This window comes from Thalassobacillus sp. C254 (assembly GCF_001310615.1).
In genome coordinates, this window is the sequence record NZ_BAXQ01000026.1 from 1 (window position 1) to 15534 (window position 15534).

At 43.5% G+C, this 15534-nt stretch carries 10 protein-coding genes, 7 pseudogenes and 1 riboswitch; of the genes and pseudogenes, 16 read left to right on the forward strand and 1 reads right to left on the reverse strand.

Features of this window, described 5'->3' with window-relative positions; all coding sequences use genetic code 11:
* Nucleotides 1-4 precede the first annotated feature (4 nt).
* On the forward strand, nucleotides 5-121 hold the full coding sequence (locus tag JCM19033_RS28430) for a DUF1657 domain-containing protein (RefSeq protein WP_374701266.1): 117 nt from the start codon (nucleotides 5-7) through the stop codon (nucleotides 119-121).
* Nucleotides 122-151: 30 nt separating this feature from the next.
* On the opposite strand, the gene JCM19033_RS18145 is transcribed toward JCM19033_RS28430, so the two are convergent.
* Nucleotides 152-865 (reverse strand): DUF421 domain-containing protein, encoded by a 714-nt coding sequence (locus tag JCM19033_RS18145; RefSeq protein ID WP_306301388.1) that lies wholly within the window; start codon nucleotides 863-865, stop codon nucleotides 152-154.
* A 259-nt stretch (nucleotides 866-1124) separates the two neighbouring features.
* Here JCM19033_RS18145 and JCM19033_RS28435 point away from each other — a divergent pair, with 259 nt between their 5' ends.
* From JCM19033_RS28435 to JCM19033_RS26485, 15 genes and pseudogenes are all read left to right on the forward strand, one after another.
* Nucleotides 1125-1421: a D-alanyl-D-alanine carboxypeptidase family protein gene (locus tag JCM19033_RS28435; protein WP_054637366.1), complete on the forward strand. Its 297-nt coding sequence runs from the start codon at nucleotides 1125-1127 to the stop codon at nucleotides 1419-1421.
* Nucleotides 1421-2038 (forward strand): D-alanyl-D-alanine carboxypeptidase family protein, encoded by a 618-nt coding sequence (locus tag JCM19033_RS28440; protein ID WP_054637367.1) that lies wholly within the window; start codon nucleotides 1421-1423, stop codon nucleotides 2036-2038. Before JCM19033_RS28435 ends, JCM19033_RS28440 begins: the two co-directional genes overlap by 1 nt.
* 119 nt (nucleotides 2039-2157) lie before the next feature.
* The gene (locus JCM19033_RS18165) at nucleotides 2158-2751 is read left to right on the forward strand and encodes a nucleoside recognition domain-containing protein (protein ID WP_054637368.1); all 594 of its coding nucleotides are present in this window, start codon (nucleotides 2158-2160) and stop codon (nucleotides 2749-2751) included.
* A 1-nt stretch (nucleotide 2752) separates the two neighbouring features.
* Nucleotides 2753-3281, forward strand: a pseudogene (locus JCM19033_RS18170) (spore maturation protein).
* 175 nt (nucleotides 3282-3456) lie between these two features.
* A pseudogene (locus tag JCM19033_RS18175) lies at nucleotides 3457-4178 on the forward strand (pseudouridine synthase).
* A gap of 119 nt (nucleotides 4179-4297) precedes the next feature.
* Nucleotides 4298-4827 (forward strand): annotated as a pseudogene (gene resA, locus JCM19033_RS18180) (thiol-disulfide oxidoreductase ResA).
* A gap of 15 nt (nucleotides 4828-4842) precedes the next feature.
* Nucleotides 4843-6506: pseudogene (locus tag JCM19033_RS18185) on the forward strand (cytochrome c biogenesis protein ResB).
* A gap of 5 nt (nucleotides 6507-6511) precedes the next feature.
* A pseudogene (gene ccsB / locus JCM19033_RS18190) lies at nucleotides 6512-7697 on the forward strand (c-type cytochrome biogenesis protein CcsB).
* 254 nt (nucleotides 7698-7951) lie between these two features.
* Entirely contained in the window at nucleotides 7952-8668 is a 717-nt protein-coding gene (locus JCM19033_RS18195; protein WP_054637369.1) for a response regulator transcription factor, read from the forward strand.
* Nucleotides 8668-10445: pseudogene (locus JCM19033_RS18200) on the forward strand (ATP-binding protein). Before JCM19033_RS18195 ends, JCM19033_RS18200 begins: the two are co-directional and overlap by 1 nt.
* A 162-nt stretch (nucleotides 10446-10607) precedes the next feature.
* A complete protein-coding gene (locus JCM19033_RS18205) occupies nucleotides 10608-11339 on the forward strand; it encodes a bifunctional 2-polyprenyl-6-hydroxyphenol methylase/3-demethylubiquinol 3-O-methyltransferase UbiG (RefSeq protein WP_054637370.1) in 732 nt (243 codons plus the stop codon).
* A 79-nt stretch (nucleotides 11340-11418) separates the two neighbouring features.
* A riboswitch (cobalamin riboswitch) is annotated at nucleotides 11419-11614 on the forward strand.
* Between the two features lie 231 nt (nucleotides 11615-11845).
* The gene (locus JCM19033_RS18215) at nucleotides 11846-12859 is read left to right on the forward strand and encodes an ABC transporter substrate-binding protein (RefSeq protein ID WP_054637406.1); all 1014 of its coding nucleotides are present in this window, start codon (nucleotides 11846-11848) and stop codon (nucleotides 12857-12859) included.
* A pseudogene (locus JCM19033_RS18220) lies at nucleotides 12840-13879 on the forward strand (FecCD family ABC transporter permease). Before JCM19033_RS18215 ends, JCM19033_RS18220 begins: the two are co-directional and overlap by 20 nt.
* 22 nt (nucleotides 13880-13901) lie before the next feature.
* Nucleotides 13902-15377 carry a heme ABC transporter ATP-binding protein gene (locus JCM19033_RS18225; RefSeq protein ID WP_054637372.1) on the forward strand — a complete coding sequence of 492 codons (1476 nt, stop codon included), beginning with the start codon at nucleotides 13902-13904 and terminating at the stop codon, nucleotides 15375-15377.
* A complete protein-coding gene (locus JCM19033_RS26485) occupies nucleotides 15377-15520 on the forward strand; it encodes a cobalamin biosynthesis protein (protein WP_269758366.1) in 144 nt (47 codons plus the stop codon). The genes JCM19033_RS18225 and JCM19033_RS26485 overlap by 1 nt, the downstream gene beginning before the upstream one ends.
* Nucleotides 15521-15534: the final 14 nt, after the last annotated feature.

Sequence of the window (15534 nt, forward strand, 5' to 3'; positions counted from 1 at the left end):
GGATCTGGAGGGGTATGCTCTGGCAACGGATGATCAACAGGCAAAAGCAATGTATAACAAGTCGGCAAAAGACCTTGAAAAAGTATTGAACACTCTTCGTCCCATATTGTCACAAACGTAAAAACACCTGGTGAGTTCCACCAGGTGTTTTTTAGTGGCGGGGAGAAGTTTCAGGCTCTTTTTCCTTCTGTCTCGTAACGTAAAGCTTTTTTTGCTGATCGACAGCTGCAAAGAAGACATCTTCTGTTCGGTAGATTCCTTTTTTACGAAGAACAGTGGCAAGCCAGTCAGTAGTAATGCCGCATTCTTTCAGGGTTTTTTGATCTATCACTCCGTCTAGAATAAGAGGAAAAGACAGCTCCTCACCTTTATCTTTATCCTCTCCCGCACTATTTGCAGAAAGTACACTTAATTGGCCGTTGCTTTCAATGATGGCTTGCTTAACTTGTCCTATATGGAAATTTCCTTTCTCTCTTAACATCCCCAGGACATTATCAATAGAATAACGGATCTTCTTCATGTTTTCCGGAAGGAATTTCCCATTGGCGATGACCATCGTAGGCTCGAAGGTGATCTTTTGTCCCAATGCTCTCCAGCGTATGGACAATCGTGAGACGAACCTTTGAAACAGCCCGATAATCACGATAGCCCATGCTGTATGAGCATGGGAAACAGAAGGATCAGCAATGTCAGCTCCGGTTACAGAAGCGAGGGTAATAATTATAAGAAAATCAAATACAGGCATTTCGCCTATGGAACGTTTGCCCATGTACAAGGTAATAACAAGTAAAAGAGGAAAAATAGTTATGATCCGCAAGAGAACAGTAAGCATTTCTGAAAGAAACGTCTCAGTTATTTCCTGCACCCCCTTTTCTTTGTATTGTGGTCCTTCCCCTCTTTTTTTATGAGGCATTCATAAACAACGGCTTAATACATAGAATGTACAAACAAGCTGAGCTTGTATCATTGTTCTCCTCAAGGAGAAATAGAAACAGGAAGGAAGCTGGGGTGGAGATGAAACGAAAATTATATGGATCACTGCTTGTTTTTTTCATTCTTTTTCAATTATTTCCTTCTGCTGCTGAGGCTGCCCATTTGAAGTGTCGGGAAAGGGAGCTGTTTTGATGGAAGCTGAATCAGGACGGGTGTTGTATGAAAAAAATAAAGATCAACAGATGCGTATTGCGAGCATTACAAAAATTATGACGGCAATTATAGCGATTGAATCAGGGAAGTTGGATGAAACAGTGAAGGTAAGCGGAAATGCAGCTTATACGGAAGGATCGTCCCTGTACTTAAAGCCAGGAGAGAACATTAAACTAGAAGATCTGGTATTTGGACTGATGCTTCGTTCTGGAAATGATTCAGCGGTAGCCATAGCCGAGCATGTAGGCGGGAGCCTTGATGGCTTTGTTTTTTAATGAATGAGAAAGCACAGGAAATAGGAATGACAAATACCCGCTTTGCTAATCCCCATGGGCTGGATGATCATGAAGAGCATTATTCAACGGCTTATGATATGGCTCTGCTTACAAAGTACGCCATGAAGAATGAAAAGTACCAGGAAGTGGCAGGAACCAAAACGTACCGTGCTTCCCAGGAAGGGGAAGATTGGGACAGGGTATGGAGCAATAAAAATCGCCTTCTAACACAGCTGTATGAGTATTGTACCGGAGGGAAAACAGGTTATACAAAACGAGCGGGAAGAACACTTGTCACCACAGCTGAAAAAGACGACATGTCTCTCATCGCAGTAACAATTAATGCTCCTTCTGATTGGAATGACCATATAAAGATGTATGAATGGACTTTTGAAAATTACGATATGGAAGTTCTTGCGAAAGAAGGGCTGCTAAAGGAAACAGATGATCCTTTTTACGAAAAAAAAGTGCTCATCCCTTATACGTATCGCTACCCCCTGACAGAGGAGGAGAAAAGGAACGTAAAACAACAAATTGTATTGTATGAACCCCATCAGAAGAGAGAGCAGATTCATACATTCCTCCCCAGCCAGTGGGAAAGCTTGAGTACTCCTTGAATGGAGAGCCTTTTCATGCGATTGCCTTATACTTTAAAAGAGATACATCATCTGATAAAGAGGAAGGATTCTGGGCGAAATTGAGGGGTCTGTACAGGGCCTTATCGGAGTGAGTCATAATGATAAACATCATCTGGGCTTCCATGCTGATCATTGGTTTCATTGTTGCGGCTGCTACCGGGAAAATGGAAGAGGTCAATCAAGCTGTATTTAAGGGTGCTGAAGAAGCAGTGGTGCTATGTATCGGTTTAATCAGTATTCTGGCTTTCTGGCTTGGGCTGATGAAAATAGCCCAGAAAAGCGGCCTGCTTAATTTACTTGGCAGGATGCTTTCCCCTGTTGTCAGCAGGCTTTTTCCAGAGGTACCCAAGAATGATCCGGCCATGGGTTATATTATTTCAAACATGACTGCTAATTTATTTGGGCTTGGTAATGCGGCGACTCCTATGGGGATTAAAGCAATGGAAGAGCTAAAGCGCCTCAATAACGGGAGGGATGAAGCGAGCCGTTCGATGATTACACTTATGGCCCTAAATACTGCGAGCCTTACCCTTATTCCCACCACTGTCATTTCCATTCGAATGAATTACGAGTCAGCCAACCCCACAGAAATCGTAGGGACCACTATTATTGCTACGGCGTGTTCCACGGCCGCCGCTTTATTAATTGACCGTTACTTTTACCACCGCCGGCTAGTGAAAAGGAGAAGGTAATATGGAATGGGTCACCTTAATTTCCACATGGATTATCCCGATTATCATAGGAGGTATTCTTTTTTTAGGTACGATGAAAAGAGTGCCTACTTATGAAACGTTTGTGGAAGGGGCTAAGGAAGGATTTGGACTGGCGGTCTCCATTATTCCCTATCTTGTTGGCATGCTGGTTGCCATTTCAGTATTCAGGCTTCAGGTGCAATGGATTTGCTTATTTCCTGGATACAGCCTATTCTTGGCGTTTTCGGTGTTCCTGCAGAAATTGTCCCCCTTGCCTGATCAGGCCTATTTCAGGCACAGGAGCGTTAGGAATGACCAGTGATTTGATTGCCACCTACGGGCCAGATTCATTGATCGGACGTCTTGCTTCAACCATGCAGGGGAGCACAGATACCACCCTGTACGTTCTGACTGTATATTTCGGAGCAGTGGGAATTAAGAAAATGGGCGATGCCTTAAAAGTTGGCCTGCTTGCAGATCTGGCGGGAATCATTGCTGCCATTGTCATTGTCCTCCTCGTTTTTTCCTGATTTTTCTCTTTACTAAAAACAATAAATAGAGAATTACTCTGACTTGGCGTCTGCCAAGCTTTTTTTATGTTTGGCCGGGAAAAACATGGTATGCTGTGATAGGCAGTTTGCTCTAATCGTTGAGAACTTGAGAATTGATTAGGATGTAGGTATGATGATGAATGAGGTGAAAGCCATGGAACGTTTACAAAAAGTAATCGCGAATGCTGGGGTCACATCGAGAAGAAAAGCAGAGGACCTCATTAAAGAAGGAAGAGTTGAAGTAAATGGAAAGAAGGTTACAGAACTTGGAACAAAAGTTACGCCAAATAAAGATGAAGTAAGGGTTGACGGTATACCTATCGATAAAGAAGAACCTGTCTATTACGTTCTCTATAAACCCAAGCAAGTGATATCAGCGGTAAATGACGACAAAGGCCGCAAAGTCGTTACTGATTTCTTGCCTGAGGTAGAACAAAGAATATTCCCGGTCGGCCGTCTCGACTATGATACTTCTGGTCTGCTCCTTCTTACGAACGATGGAGAGTTTGCAAATTTATTAACTCATCCAAAGAACAAGGTCAATAAAACTTATATTGTAAAAGTGGAAGGAAAACCAAGTAAAGATGCTTTGACACAATTAGCCAGAGGCATTCAGTTGGAAGACGGGAAAACGGCACCTGCTAAGGTCAAATTTCAATCAGGGAATAAAAAGAGAAACACTTCTATTATTGAAATAACAATACATGAGGGTAAAACAGGCAAGTGAGAAGGATGTTTGAAGCGATAGGTCACCCTGTTTTGAAGCTGAAAAGGGAGAAATACGGCTTCCTGACTTTGGAAGGTATGGAACCCGGGGAAGCAAGGGCACTTAAGCCAATAGAAGTTAAAAAGCTTAGGGAGCTTGCTGTCACATAAGTTTCAAAAGGCAGTCACCCATAAACAGACAAGTAACGTTATAATAATATTGGCGTGAGAAAAGATGTCGATTGATCACTTATTTTCTTTATTTTTTGAGGTGGCAGGAGGAAGGAAAAATGAATAAAAAACGCAGGCTTATCGTTAGAAGTACTGTGTTATCAGCCATAGCGGCAGCTCTGTTGTATACGTTTTACATGAACTTTTTCTCTGAGCAGGAGGTAGTAGCTGAAGGGGATCAAGCCATTAATTTCGTCCTTCAAAACCTGGAAGGAGAGAGGGTAGAGCTTGCAGATTATGAAGGCCAGGGGGTTTTTCTTAACTTTTGGGGAACCTTTTGTCCTCCATGTGAACGAGAAATGCCCTATATGGAAAACCAGTATCAAGTCTTTAAGGATCAAGGTGTAGAAATACTTGCTGTTAACGTAAATGAATCTGAGCTGGTGGTTCAGCGTTTTGTATCCCGCCATAACCTTACCTTTCCAATCTTACTTGATAAAGGAAATAATATTGTAGATGCCTATGGAATCGGCCTTTGCCTTCAACGCTGCTCATAGATGAAAATGGAACAGTGGTGGGCAAGCATGTGGGACAGATGACAGAAGATATGGTAGCAGAATTTATGGAAAAGATTAAGCCTGAACAGTAGTTACGAGGTGTTCAAATGAGCAACAAGGTGAAATGCGATAACTGTGGTCATGTGAACCCATATGGCACTCAGCTGTGCGAATCCTGCGGAAAGCCTTTGGAGGAAGCAGCTGAAAACAAAGAAGTTATTAATATGCGTTATGAAGGAGTAGCACGAAGGTCACAAACCTATAACAAAACGATAGTCGATAAAGTATGGAATTTCTTTTCGTCGGTAAAGGTAGGTATTTGGCTGATTGTTTTAACTCTGCTCGCTTCAATTCTGGGAACCATTTTCCCTCAGGAAATGTACATTCCTCCTGGAGAGGATCCATCTATTTATTACAGGGATGAGTACGGAATAGCCGGCCAGGTTTATTATGAACTGGGGCTCCATAACATGTACGGTTCGTGGTGGTACATGGCGTTAGTTGCGGGTCTTGGAATCTCGCTTCTTATTGCAAGTATTGATAGAGTAGTACCCTTGCACAGAGCTTTAAAAACCCAAAGAGTCACTCGTCACGAAGGTTTTCTAAAAAGACAAAGAGTATATGGGAAAAACAAGGTATCTGATAAGGAAGAAGCTTTTGCTAAGGCTAAAGACATTCTCGAGAAGAAGAAGTACAAAATCAGTGAAGAAAATGGAAACTTGTTAGCGGAAAAAGGTAGATTTTCAAGGTGGGGACCATATGTGAACCATCTCGGACTTATCATTTTTCTTATCGGTGCCATGCTCCGCTTCTTCCCCGGCATGTATGTGGACGAACATGTGTGGGTGCGTGAAGGGGAAACACAGGTTATTCCAGGCACAGGCGGTCAGTATTACCTTGAAAATGAAGAGTTTTTTGTTGAGCTGTATGATGAGGATGATGAAACGTTTGGAGCTGCTATTGAAAGAGCCGGAGGCCCAGTCGTTGAAACATTTCAGACCAATGCTGTTCTCTATGAAAGGGAAGCAGGGGGAACCGTTGGTGCGGAAAGTGATTTAACGGAAATCGCACGCCAGGAGATCCGTGTAAATGAACCGATGAATGTAGATAACTTTTCCTTATACCAGACCGATTATAAGCTCAATGAATTCAGCATGATGAGCTTTACGATGGAGAACCGGGAAACAGGAGAGGCCCTCGGCAGATTGACATCGACCTTTATAACCCTGAAGATTCATATGATCTCGGTGACGGTTACAGTGTTGTCATTTCTGATTATTTTCCAAACTTTTTCTTTGATGATGACGGTATTCCTTCTACTGAATCCAGGATTCCTGATAACCCGGCATTCATTTTCCAAATGCATGGTCCTGACGTAGATGACGAAGGAGAATACGCCTTTGTCGCGATACAGCAGAATATGGATGTGTTCGGAGAAAATCAGTATGAAATGAGCTTTGCAGGAGTCGAAACCAACAATGTGACGGCCTTGACTGTTCGCAAAGACTTGACCCTTCCTTATATCATTGTCGGAGGCATCATCTTTATGATCGGTCTCGTTCAAGGCTCCTACTGGTCTCACCGGAGAATCTGGCTTCAATACAACGGAAGCGAAGTAATGGTAGCCGGCCACACGAATAAAAACTATCAGACTCTAAAGCGAGATATACAGTCTGTAACTGATGAGACAGACATAGAAATGCCTGCCGATCAAACGGCTGAAAAAGAAGAAAAAGAGCTGGATGAGAAAATTGAAAGTACGAAGGAGTGAGGGCAATGGCCGCACTTAGTGGAAATTTATTATTAGTCGCCTTTTTTTGCTACCTTGCTGCTACAATATTTTTTGCTGTCTCTGTGACAGGTAAAAAATGGCGTAACAAGGAAGGGGAAATGTCTGGAAACCGCTGGGGGCGATTAGGTTTTATTGCTTCTATTATTGGTTTGATTTTTGCCTTAGGCTATTTCTTTACCCGCTGGGCAGTAGCCGGGCATCCTCCTGTAAGTAACATGTTTGAATATACAACCTTTTTAGGGATCTGCATGGGGCTTGCTTTTATCATTCTCTATGCTATTTATAAGTACGATGTCCTCGGCTTGTTTACGATGCCGATTGTGATGCTGATTATTGCATATGCTTCCATTTTCCCAAGAGAAGTGGATCCATTAATACCAGCATTGCAGTCCTACTGGCTTCATATTCACGTCATTACGACTGCCATTGGCAGGGGATCCTTGCGATAGGTTTTGCAGCAGGCCTTGTATACCTTGTTCGTACGCTTGACTTTACCCAGCGTAACAAGAAGACTTTTTCTCTTGAACTGATTATGTATTCATTAATCAGTGTGCTCGGTTTTGTCATCATTACCAATGTCTTTAACCTTATGGACTATGAGGCGACATTTCAGTACGTAAATGAGCAGGGAGCAGAGGCCGAAATTACGTATGAGCTTCCTGCATTGATCGGACCCAATGAAGGCGAGCTGATCAGCGAAGACCGAATGAATCCCTTAGTTTTTATGCCGGAATGGCTTCGGAGTGACGACTTAAATACTGTTGTTTGGGCTCTAGCTTCGGGTCTTATCCTTTACGGGGGATTACGGTTAGGGTTTAGAAAACGGATTGGTGGAGCTATACAGCCCATTTTAAAAGGAGTTAATCCCCAGATGGTCGATGAAGTCAGCTACCGGGCCATTGCCATCGGCTTTCCTGTCTTTACACTCGGCGGATTGATCTTTGCCATGATATGGCTCAGATTGCCTGGACGAGATTTTGGGGCTGGGATCCAAAAGAGGTATGGGCGCTCATTACGTTCCTGTTTTATGCAGCCTATCTCCACCTGCGTCTTTCAAGGGGATGGCACGGTGAACGGTCTGCCTGGCTATGTGTGATTGGGTTTGCTATTATTATGTTTAACTTAATCTTTGTAAATCTTGTCATAGCAGGGCTGCACTCGTACGCTTAATAATATTTTCCTCCCGTTTTACGAGGATTTTTTAAAAGAGGGCAAGAAATGCTGTGTACGTAACGTATAGAAAGCGGAAGGTGCGAAGAGTGCATTTAATTTATGCTCTTTTCCTTATCATGTTAGAATGATCATGGAAGATATAAAATGACTCCAGTCATTTTATACGGTGCGAATGGTATGGATTCATATGTTCATTAGGTGACGAGTCATGAAGACTAACAGCTTAGGAAGAGGATTAGGAGGCAAGCGATATGAGTAAGGAAGCAAGAATATTGGTAGTCGACGATGAGGATCGTATCCGCCGTCTGCTGAAAATGTATTTAGAAAGAGAAAATTATGAAGTTGAGGAAGCCGATCATGGGGAACAGGCGTTAGAGTTAGCATTAAACGAAGAATACGATCTTATCTTACTGGATATTATGATGCCTGGCATGGATGGAGTAGAAGTGTGCCAGGAGCTTCGAAAAACAAAAGCGACACCAGTGATCATGCTCACAGCTAAAGGAGAGGAAGCAAACAGGGTGCAAGGGTTTGAAGTCGGAACGGATGATTATATTGTGAAGCCATTTAGCCCCCGTGAAGTCGTGTTAAGGGTAAAAGCTCTGCTTAGACGCTCTTCCACAACAAAGTTCCTGCAAACAGAAACGCAAACAAAGGATGTATTGGTCTTTCCTTATTTAACCATTGATAATGATGCCCATAGAGTATCGGTTGAAGGTGAAGTGATAAACCTGACTCCAAAAGAGTATGAACTTCTTTACTACCTTGCTCAGTCGCCAGATAAAGTCTTTTCACGAGAGCAGCTGTTAAAAGATGTATGGAACTATGACTTTTTCGGCGACTTGAGAACAGTAGATACTCATATAAAAAGGCTCCGTGAAAAACTAAGCCGCGTGTCAGAAAATGCTGCAAATATGATTTCTACCGTATGGGGAGTAGGTTACAAATTTGAGGCTGTGAACGAATAATGCTGTGGAGAAGCGTTGTTGGTAAGCTTTGGCTTACCATTCTTTTACTTGTATCAGTCGTCCTGCTTCTCCTGACAGTTCTTCTCCTGCAGTTTTTTGAAGGGTTCCATATAAATGAGGCGGAAGAGCAGCTGACAAATCATGCGAATGTAATCGCTTCTTTAATGGAGGAGTATGATGACGACATAGAAGCACTTGAAACAATCGAAGGGATCGCCGCCTCATACGAAACGAGGCTGACAATCTTTGAAGGCACGGAACACATCTGGTCCTCAACCGCTGAGGACCCTTATAATGTCTACCTGCCTCAGACATTTTCTTAGAAAATGAGATCCTCTCAAGGGTCATTACTGAAAATGAAAGTGTCGTCACCCACGGGGATTTTCCGGTATATGAAAATGGTGAGGAAATCCATAATGAGATCTTTGTGGTCGGTATCCTCTGGAAATGGGAGAGGACGATGGCGCATTATTTCTTTATCAGTCTCTTGCTGTAATAGAGGATACGACAGGAGTGACAAGGCAGATTATCCTTCTTTCTGCGGGAATTGCTATTATTTTAACGACTATTTTTGCATTTTTTCTCTCAAGCCGGATTACTGCCCCCCTCCGAAAAATGAGGCAGGTCACACTTGAAGTAGCAGAAGGGAAGTTTGACACAAAGGTTCCAACACTCACTAACGATGAAATCGGGCAGCTTGCTAATGCCTTTAACCGAATGCGCCGGGAACTAAACAGAAGCGTAACCCAGGTTAATCAAGAAAAAGAGCAGCTTTCCCGAGTCCTAAGCAGTATGGCCGACGGGTAGTAACGATTGACCGCAAAGGAAGCATTTTGATTACTAACCCTCCTGCAGATCGTTTTCTTCAGGCCTATTATTATGAAATGGGTGGAGAATTAACATTGGAAAAGCTGCCAAAGGATATGAAAAAGCTCTTTCAGCAGGTAGTGGCGATCGAGCGGGAACAAGTAACGGAAATTGATTTGCAAGGACGGCACTATGCGATTATTATGACACCTCTATATGATGGCACCTTTGTGAGAGGGGTCGTTGTGCTGATAAGAGACATGACAGAGGAGAAGCAGCACGATAAGCTGAGAAAAGACTTTATTGCCAATGTCTCCCATGAGCTAAGAACCCCGATATCGATGCTTCAAGGGTATAGTGAGGCAATTATTGATGATATTGCAGCTACGGATGAGGAGAAAAAGGAGCTTGGCCAGATTATATATGAAGAGTCTCTCCGAATGGGTAGACTGGTCAATGAGCTTCTTGATATTGCCCGTATGGAGGCCGGCCATATTCAATTAAATAAAGAACCGATTCAGATCCATGAAATGAGCGCAAAAATAACCAGAAAGTTTCACGGCCTGGCTAAAGAAGCGGGAGTCAATCTTCAAACCGAAGTTACCGGCGAAGAGCTGTAATGGATGTTGACCCAGACAGATATGAGCAGGTGTTGACGAACTTAATTCATAACGCCATTCGTCATACGGAGGCTGGCGGAACCGTGACACTTCGTGTGGAAACAGACGGATCCGGAGTTACTGTGGATGTGGAGGACACTGGATCAGGTATACCAGAAGAAGACCTGCCCTTTGTGTTCGAACGTTTTTATAAGGCGGATAAAGCCAGAACCCGGGGCCGCTCAGGAACGGGCCTTGGCCTTGCTATCGCAAAGAATATTGTGGAGGGACACAACGGCCAGATTTCTGCTCACAGTAAAGTGGAGGAGGGCACGACTTTTACCTTTCATATACCAAGAGAAGACATTTAAAAACCCCGGAGTTATTTGTCTTCGTAGTGCTGTTGAAAAGAGAATTAGTTTGACACGCAAATAAAGAAGGGAGAGGGCAGCACAGCCTGAAAGCCCTCTCAGTCTTTGTCCTATGAACACTTACAAGCTCTACACAAAAGTTCAGAGAAAGGAGTGGGCACTTTGACAGAATGGTACGAAGAAAGTTTTCAGGAAGACTACCTGAGAATTTATGATCACAGGGATGAACAAAAAGCAGCTCGGGAGCTTGAAGCATTAATGTCCTATATTCCTCTTCAAAAAAAGATGACAGTGCTGGATCTGTGCTGTGGTCATGGACGGCACTGCCGCTGGCTTGCCCGTAGGGATTTTGACGTCACCGGGGTTGATCTCTCAGCTGTATTATTGAAAAAAGCAATTGACTTGACCAGTGACCTTCCTATTAAATACATGCGCGCGGATGTAAGAAATATTCAATTTAGCAATGAATATGATGCTGTATTTAATTTATTTACAAGTTTTGGTTATTTTCCGGATGATGAAGAAAATGAGCTTGTTTTTAAAAATGCCTATCAAGCATTAAAGCCTGGGGGCTGGTTTTTATTTGACTATTTAAATCCACAGTATGTTACGAAAAACCTTGTAGCAGAGGATGAATCAAATAAGGACGGTCTGCACATCAGGCAGCAGCGGAAAATTGACAAGGGGTTTGTTACGAAAACGATTACAATTCACGATAATGAGTCAAAAAGAGAATACCTTGAACGAGTGAAGCTTTATTCTTCAGATGAGCTTAAACGTATGCTTGAAAGCAGCGGCTTCACTATTCAATCTCACTTTGGGGATTATGATGCTTCACCTTACCAAACCGCCACATCTCCTCGACAAATTTTTATTTGCCATAAGGAGAAATAAAGGGAAAATGAAAAATTTGCTGAAAAAGCATCTTTTCAAACAAAAAATATCCTGTATACTTTGAATATGGAGAAAACAAAATACCGTTCACATCTATGGTCAATTTCCTATCAAGGGAAATGTTAAAAGGGAAGCCCGGTGAAAATCCGGCACGGTCCCGCCACTGTATACGCGTGGAACGCCTATCAAGCCACTGTCTGCTAGAAGCAGGTTGGGAAGGCAGGCTGATCCAGAACGCGGAAGTCAGGAGACCTGCCTTAGATGAATATATGCCAGGCCTTCGAGGAAAAGGTGGAAGCAGACGTGGTAACTGCCTTACGGCTGTCTTACAGTGACTTAGGTCATACACATGTATGCTCTCCTTTTTGAAAAAGGGGAGCTTTTTTTGCATCTATAGGATGTTATTGACCAAAGAACAGGAAAAGCTGCCGTATCGAGTCCTTTCACCATTATAGAGAAAGAACGGAAACTAAAAGGAGAGACAAAGAGTGAGAAAACAATGGGTAATGGGTACGTCAGTACTTTTAGTAATGAGTTTAGCAGCATGCGGAGAGACAGAGGATACAGGAGAAGAAGCTGCCGAGGATACGACTGAAGAATCTATGGAAGAAGAGGCAGCTGAGGAGCCGCAAGAAGACACTGATGCCAACGGAGAAGACGGTGCAGAAGCCGATTTTCCAGTGACGATTGAAGATGCTGTTGGTGAAGAGGTTACAATTGAGGAAGAGCCTCAAAGAATTGTCAGCTTGATTCCGAGCAATACAGAGACTGCTTTTGCATTAGGAGCCGGAGATCGCATTGTGGGAGTTACTGACAACGATACATACCCGGAAGAAGTGAATGATATTCAGAGTGTAGGCGGGATGGAATTCGATGTGGAAACCATTTTGTCATTAGAGCCTGATCTTGTTCTGGCTCATGAGTCATCCGCTCACTTCAGTGAGGAAGGTTTCAATCAATTGCAGGAGGCAGATATAACCGTTTTATTTGTAAATGAAGCTTCTGGCTTTGATGATGCTTACGATTCAATTGAAATGATCGGTGCGGCCACAGGGACGTATGAGGAGGCTGAAACGCTTGTAGCTGAGATGCAGGAAGGTGTTAACGAGCTCCAGGAACAAGCCCAGGAAATATCCGAGGATGAAAGACAAACAGTCTGGCTTGAGGTGGGGCCGGCTCCAGAAATTTATACTACTGGTACAAACACCTTTTTACATGAGATTCTGGAAATGATCAATGCTGAAAATGCTGCCCAAAATGAAGAGGGGTGGGTTCAGTACAGTGAAGAGGATGTTATCGCCTTAAATCCCGATGTGATCATTACAACCTATGGTTTTTATGTGGAAGATCCTGAAGAAGAAATTCTTTCACGATCAGGCTGGAGTGACATTCCAGCTGTAGAAAATGAAAGAATTTACGATGTACATGCAGATAAAGTTACAAGACCAGGACCTCGTTTAGTAGACGGTGCTGAAGCAATTGCTGAGCTGGTTTATCCTGATGTCTTTAACAACGAATAAAAAAAAGTGGGCTGCTTATGGAGGGAGTGTTCTCTTCCTTTTTGCAGCCCTTATTATTGGTATTTCAATTGGCAGTATTGGAATTCCTTTTTCAACGACAGTGATAGTTCTTCTTCAGGAAGGTGCCGGGATACCACTAGGCGCTGACATCGATTCCGTTACGCGAAACATTATTTTGGATATCCGTCTTCCTCGCGTAACTCTTGCCCTTTTGGTAGGGGCGTCTCTAGCCATGGCAGGATCTGCTTTTCAGGGATTTTTAAAAAATCCCTGGCAGATCCATTCACACTGGGTGTATCATCCGGGGCTGCTCTTGGTGCCGTGATTGTTCTTTTTCTTGGGCTTTCTCTCCCGCTGATCGGAGCTTTTACTCTTCCTTTTGTCAGTGTGGTATCCGGATTTTTGACTCTTTTTCTAGTCCTGTTTTTTGCCAGGATTGTGCAAAAGAATTTAGCTACAGAAACTATTATTTTAGCCGGAATTATATTCAGTTCCTTTCTAGGATCGTTGATGTCTCTTTTGATTGCATTAACAGGTGAGGAACTTCGCCAGATCATTACCTGGCTGATGGGGAGTGTATCAATGAGAGGGTGGAGTCATGTCCTCCTTATGCTTCCTTTCTTTATAACAGGAGCTGTTATTTTGTTTGCAAACAGCAGAGAACTGAATGCAATGGTTTTTGGTGAAGAGACAGCTAAAACGTTAGGAGTAAATACAGAAGCAAGAAAGATTTCCATCCTACTTGGAGCATCCTTGTTAACAGGGTCAGCAGTAGCGGTCTCAGGAACGATTGGATTTGTCGGGCTGGTTATACCTCACCTGGTCCGTCTGTTGTTTGGAGCTGACCACCGTCATCATTTACCGTTATCGCTACTGATAGGAGGGGGATTTCTCGTATTAACAGACATGGCAGCAAGGACTCTGATTGCCCCGACGGAACTCCCTATTGGTGTATTAACAGCAATCATTGGTGCTCCTGTTTTTGGATTGCTTCTCCTGAGAGAACGCAAAAAGCTTTAAGCAGAAAAGGAGGTGCAGAAACGTGCTGACGATTGAACATATCTCCGGTGGTTATACAAATAAAGAAGATGTCGTAAAGGACATTAACCTTAACATTAACAAAGGGGAAATCTTTGGAATACTAGGTCCAAATGGAAGCGGAAAGTCCACGTTATTAAAAATCCTTCATGCCGCCCTTCCTTCCTCTTCAGGAAGAGTTCTTCTCGGTGACAAGGATATTATGGATTACTCCTCGAAAGAACTGGCAAAAAAAATGGCGGTACTCCCCCAGCATGCAGAAACTGCCTTCTCCTATAGTGTCAGACAGGTTGTGGAGCTTGGGAGATATCCTTATCAAAAGGGGTGGCTTGGTTTAACCACATCAGCTGATGAAGAAGTCATCCACCAGGCAATGCAGGAAACGAATGTCCTTCACTTTGCGGAGAAGTCGGTTAGCCAGTTAAGCGGCGGTGAGAAGCAAAGAGTAATGCTTGCCAGAGCGCTGGCCCAGGAACCAGACATATTATTGCTTGATGAGCCTACCAATCATTTGGATGTTTCTTTTCAAATGAGCCTGCTCGACACGCTGAAAAGCTGGACACGTGAAAAAGGGTTAACGGTAGTGGCAGTTCTCCACGATTTAAATATGGCTTCTATGTATTGTCACAGAGTGCTTCTCATGGATAAAGGGAAAGAAAAGGCTCTCGGTCCCCCTGCCAAGGTGATGGAAGGAAATCTGCTGGAGGAAGTTTACGAAACGGCCATTACACGAAAGGAACATCCGGATGTTCCCAGCCCCCTTCTTTCACTTACTCCTAGTAAAGAGGAGAGATCTATGAACGTGCTGACAAATATTGAAAAGAAGACAACTGAGGAAATCATTCACCTTAGTGTACCGTTTCCCTTTAAAACTTGTTCTTCAGCAGTTATCGGATCAGGAATAGGATGGGCCAGCCATTTTGTTAACCGGCACGTCCCTTATGATTATCATTGTGATAATACGGAAGAAGAGTTTCGTCAGTTCTTACAACAAAGAGATATTGACGATGCAGATACTGTAGGCATGATGACCGCAGCTGTTCTGGAAGACGCCGCCTTCCGCAGATTTTCTACTGAGGATGCAGATTTGCTGATCATGGTAACGGCAGGCACCTCCAATGCCGTTGATGCAGCTCGAGCACATACTCATCAATCCGTTAAAGAAACAGCGGGCACAATTAATATGTGGGTGTTTATAGACGGCACGCTTCCTGATGCCGCCTTTGTTCAGGCTTTAATGACCGCTACGGAAGCGAAAGCAAAATCTCTTGCAGACTTCGGGATAATGGATGAGAGAACAAAAACGATTGCGACAGGCACGTCTACGGATAGTATCGTGGTGGCGGCAAGCCAGCAGGGAAAGACGCATGAGTATGGGGGAACGGTTACGCCTCTTGGCCGCCAAATCGGAAGAGGGGTTTATGAAGCTGTGACAGAATCGCTTTCTGCCTATTTTCGCAGGAAGGAAACAATGGCTTGATGATGTATCATTTGATGGCACTGACCGGAGCGGTGCTGCTCGATCGTTTCCTGGGTGATCCTCATTCAAAAGCGCACCCGGTGGTAGTAATGGGTACTCTCATTTCTTTTTTAGAAAAGAAATTAAATAAGGCACTTTTTTAAAAGCCAGAGGGGGA

Excerpts from the sequence above, each read along its gene's own strand:
- JCM19033_RS18165 (WP_054637368.1), top strand. The coding sequence starts at position 2,158 with ATGATAAACATCATCTGGGCTTCCATGCTGATCATTGGTTTCATTGTT.
- JCM19033_RS28435 (WP_054637366.1), top strand. The coding sequence starts at position 1,125 with ATGGAAGCTGAATCAGGACGGGTGTTGTATGAAAAAAATAAAGATCAA.
- JCM19033_RS28440 (WP_054637367.1), top strand. The coding sequence starts at position 1,421 with ATGAATGAGAAAGCACAGGAAATAGGAATGACAAATACCCGCTTTGCT.
- JCM19033_RS18195 (WP_054637369.1), top strand. The coding sequence starts at position 7,952 with ATGAGTAAGGAAGCAAGAATATTGGTAGTCGACGATGAGGATCGTATC.
- JCM19033_RS26485 (WP_269758366.1), top strand. The coding sequence starts at position 15,377 with ATGATGTATCATTTGATGGCACTGACCGGAGCGGTGCTGCTCGATCGT.
- JCM19033_RS18215 (WP_054637406.1), top strand. The coding sequence starts at position 11,846 with ATGGGTACGTCAGTACTTTTAGTAATGAGTTTAGCAGCATGCGGAGAG.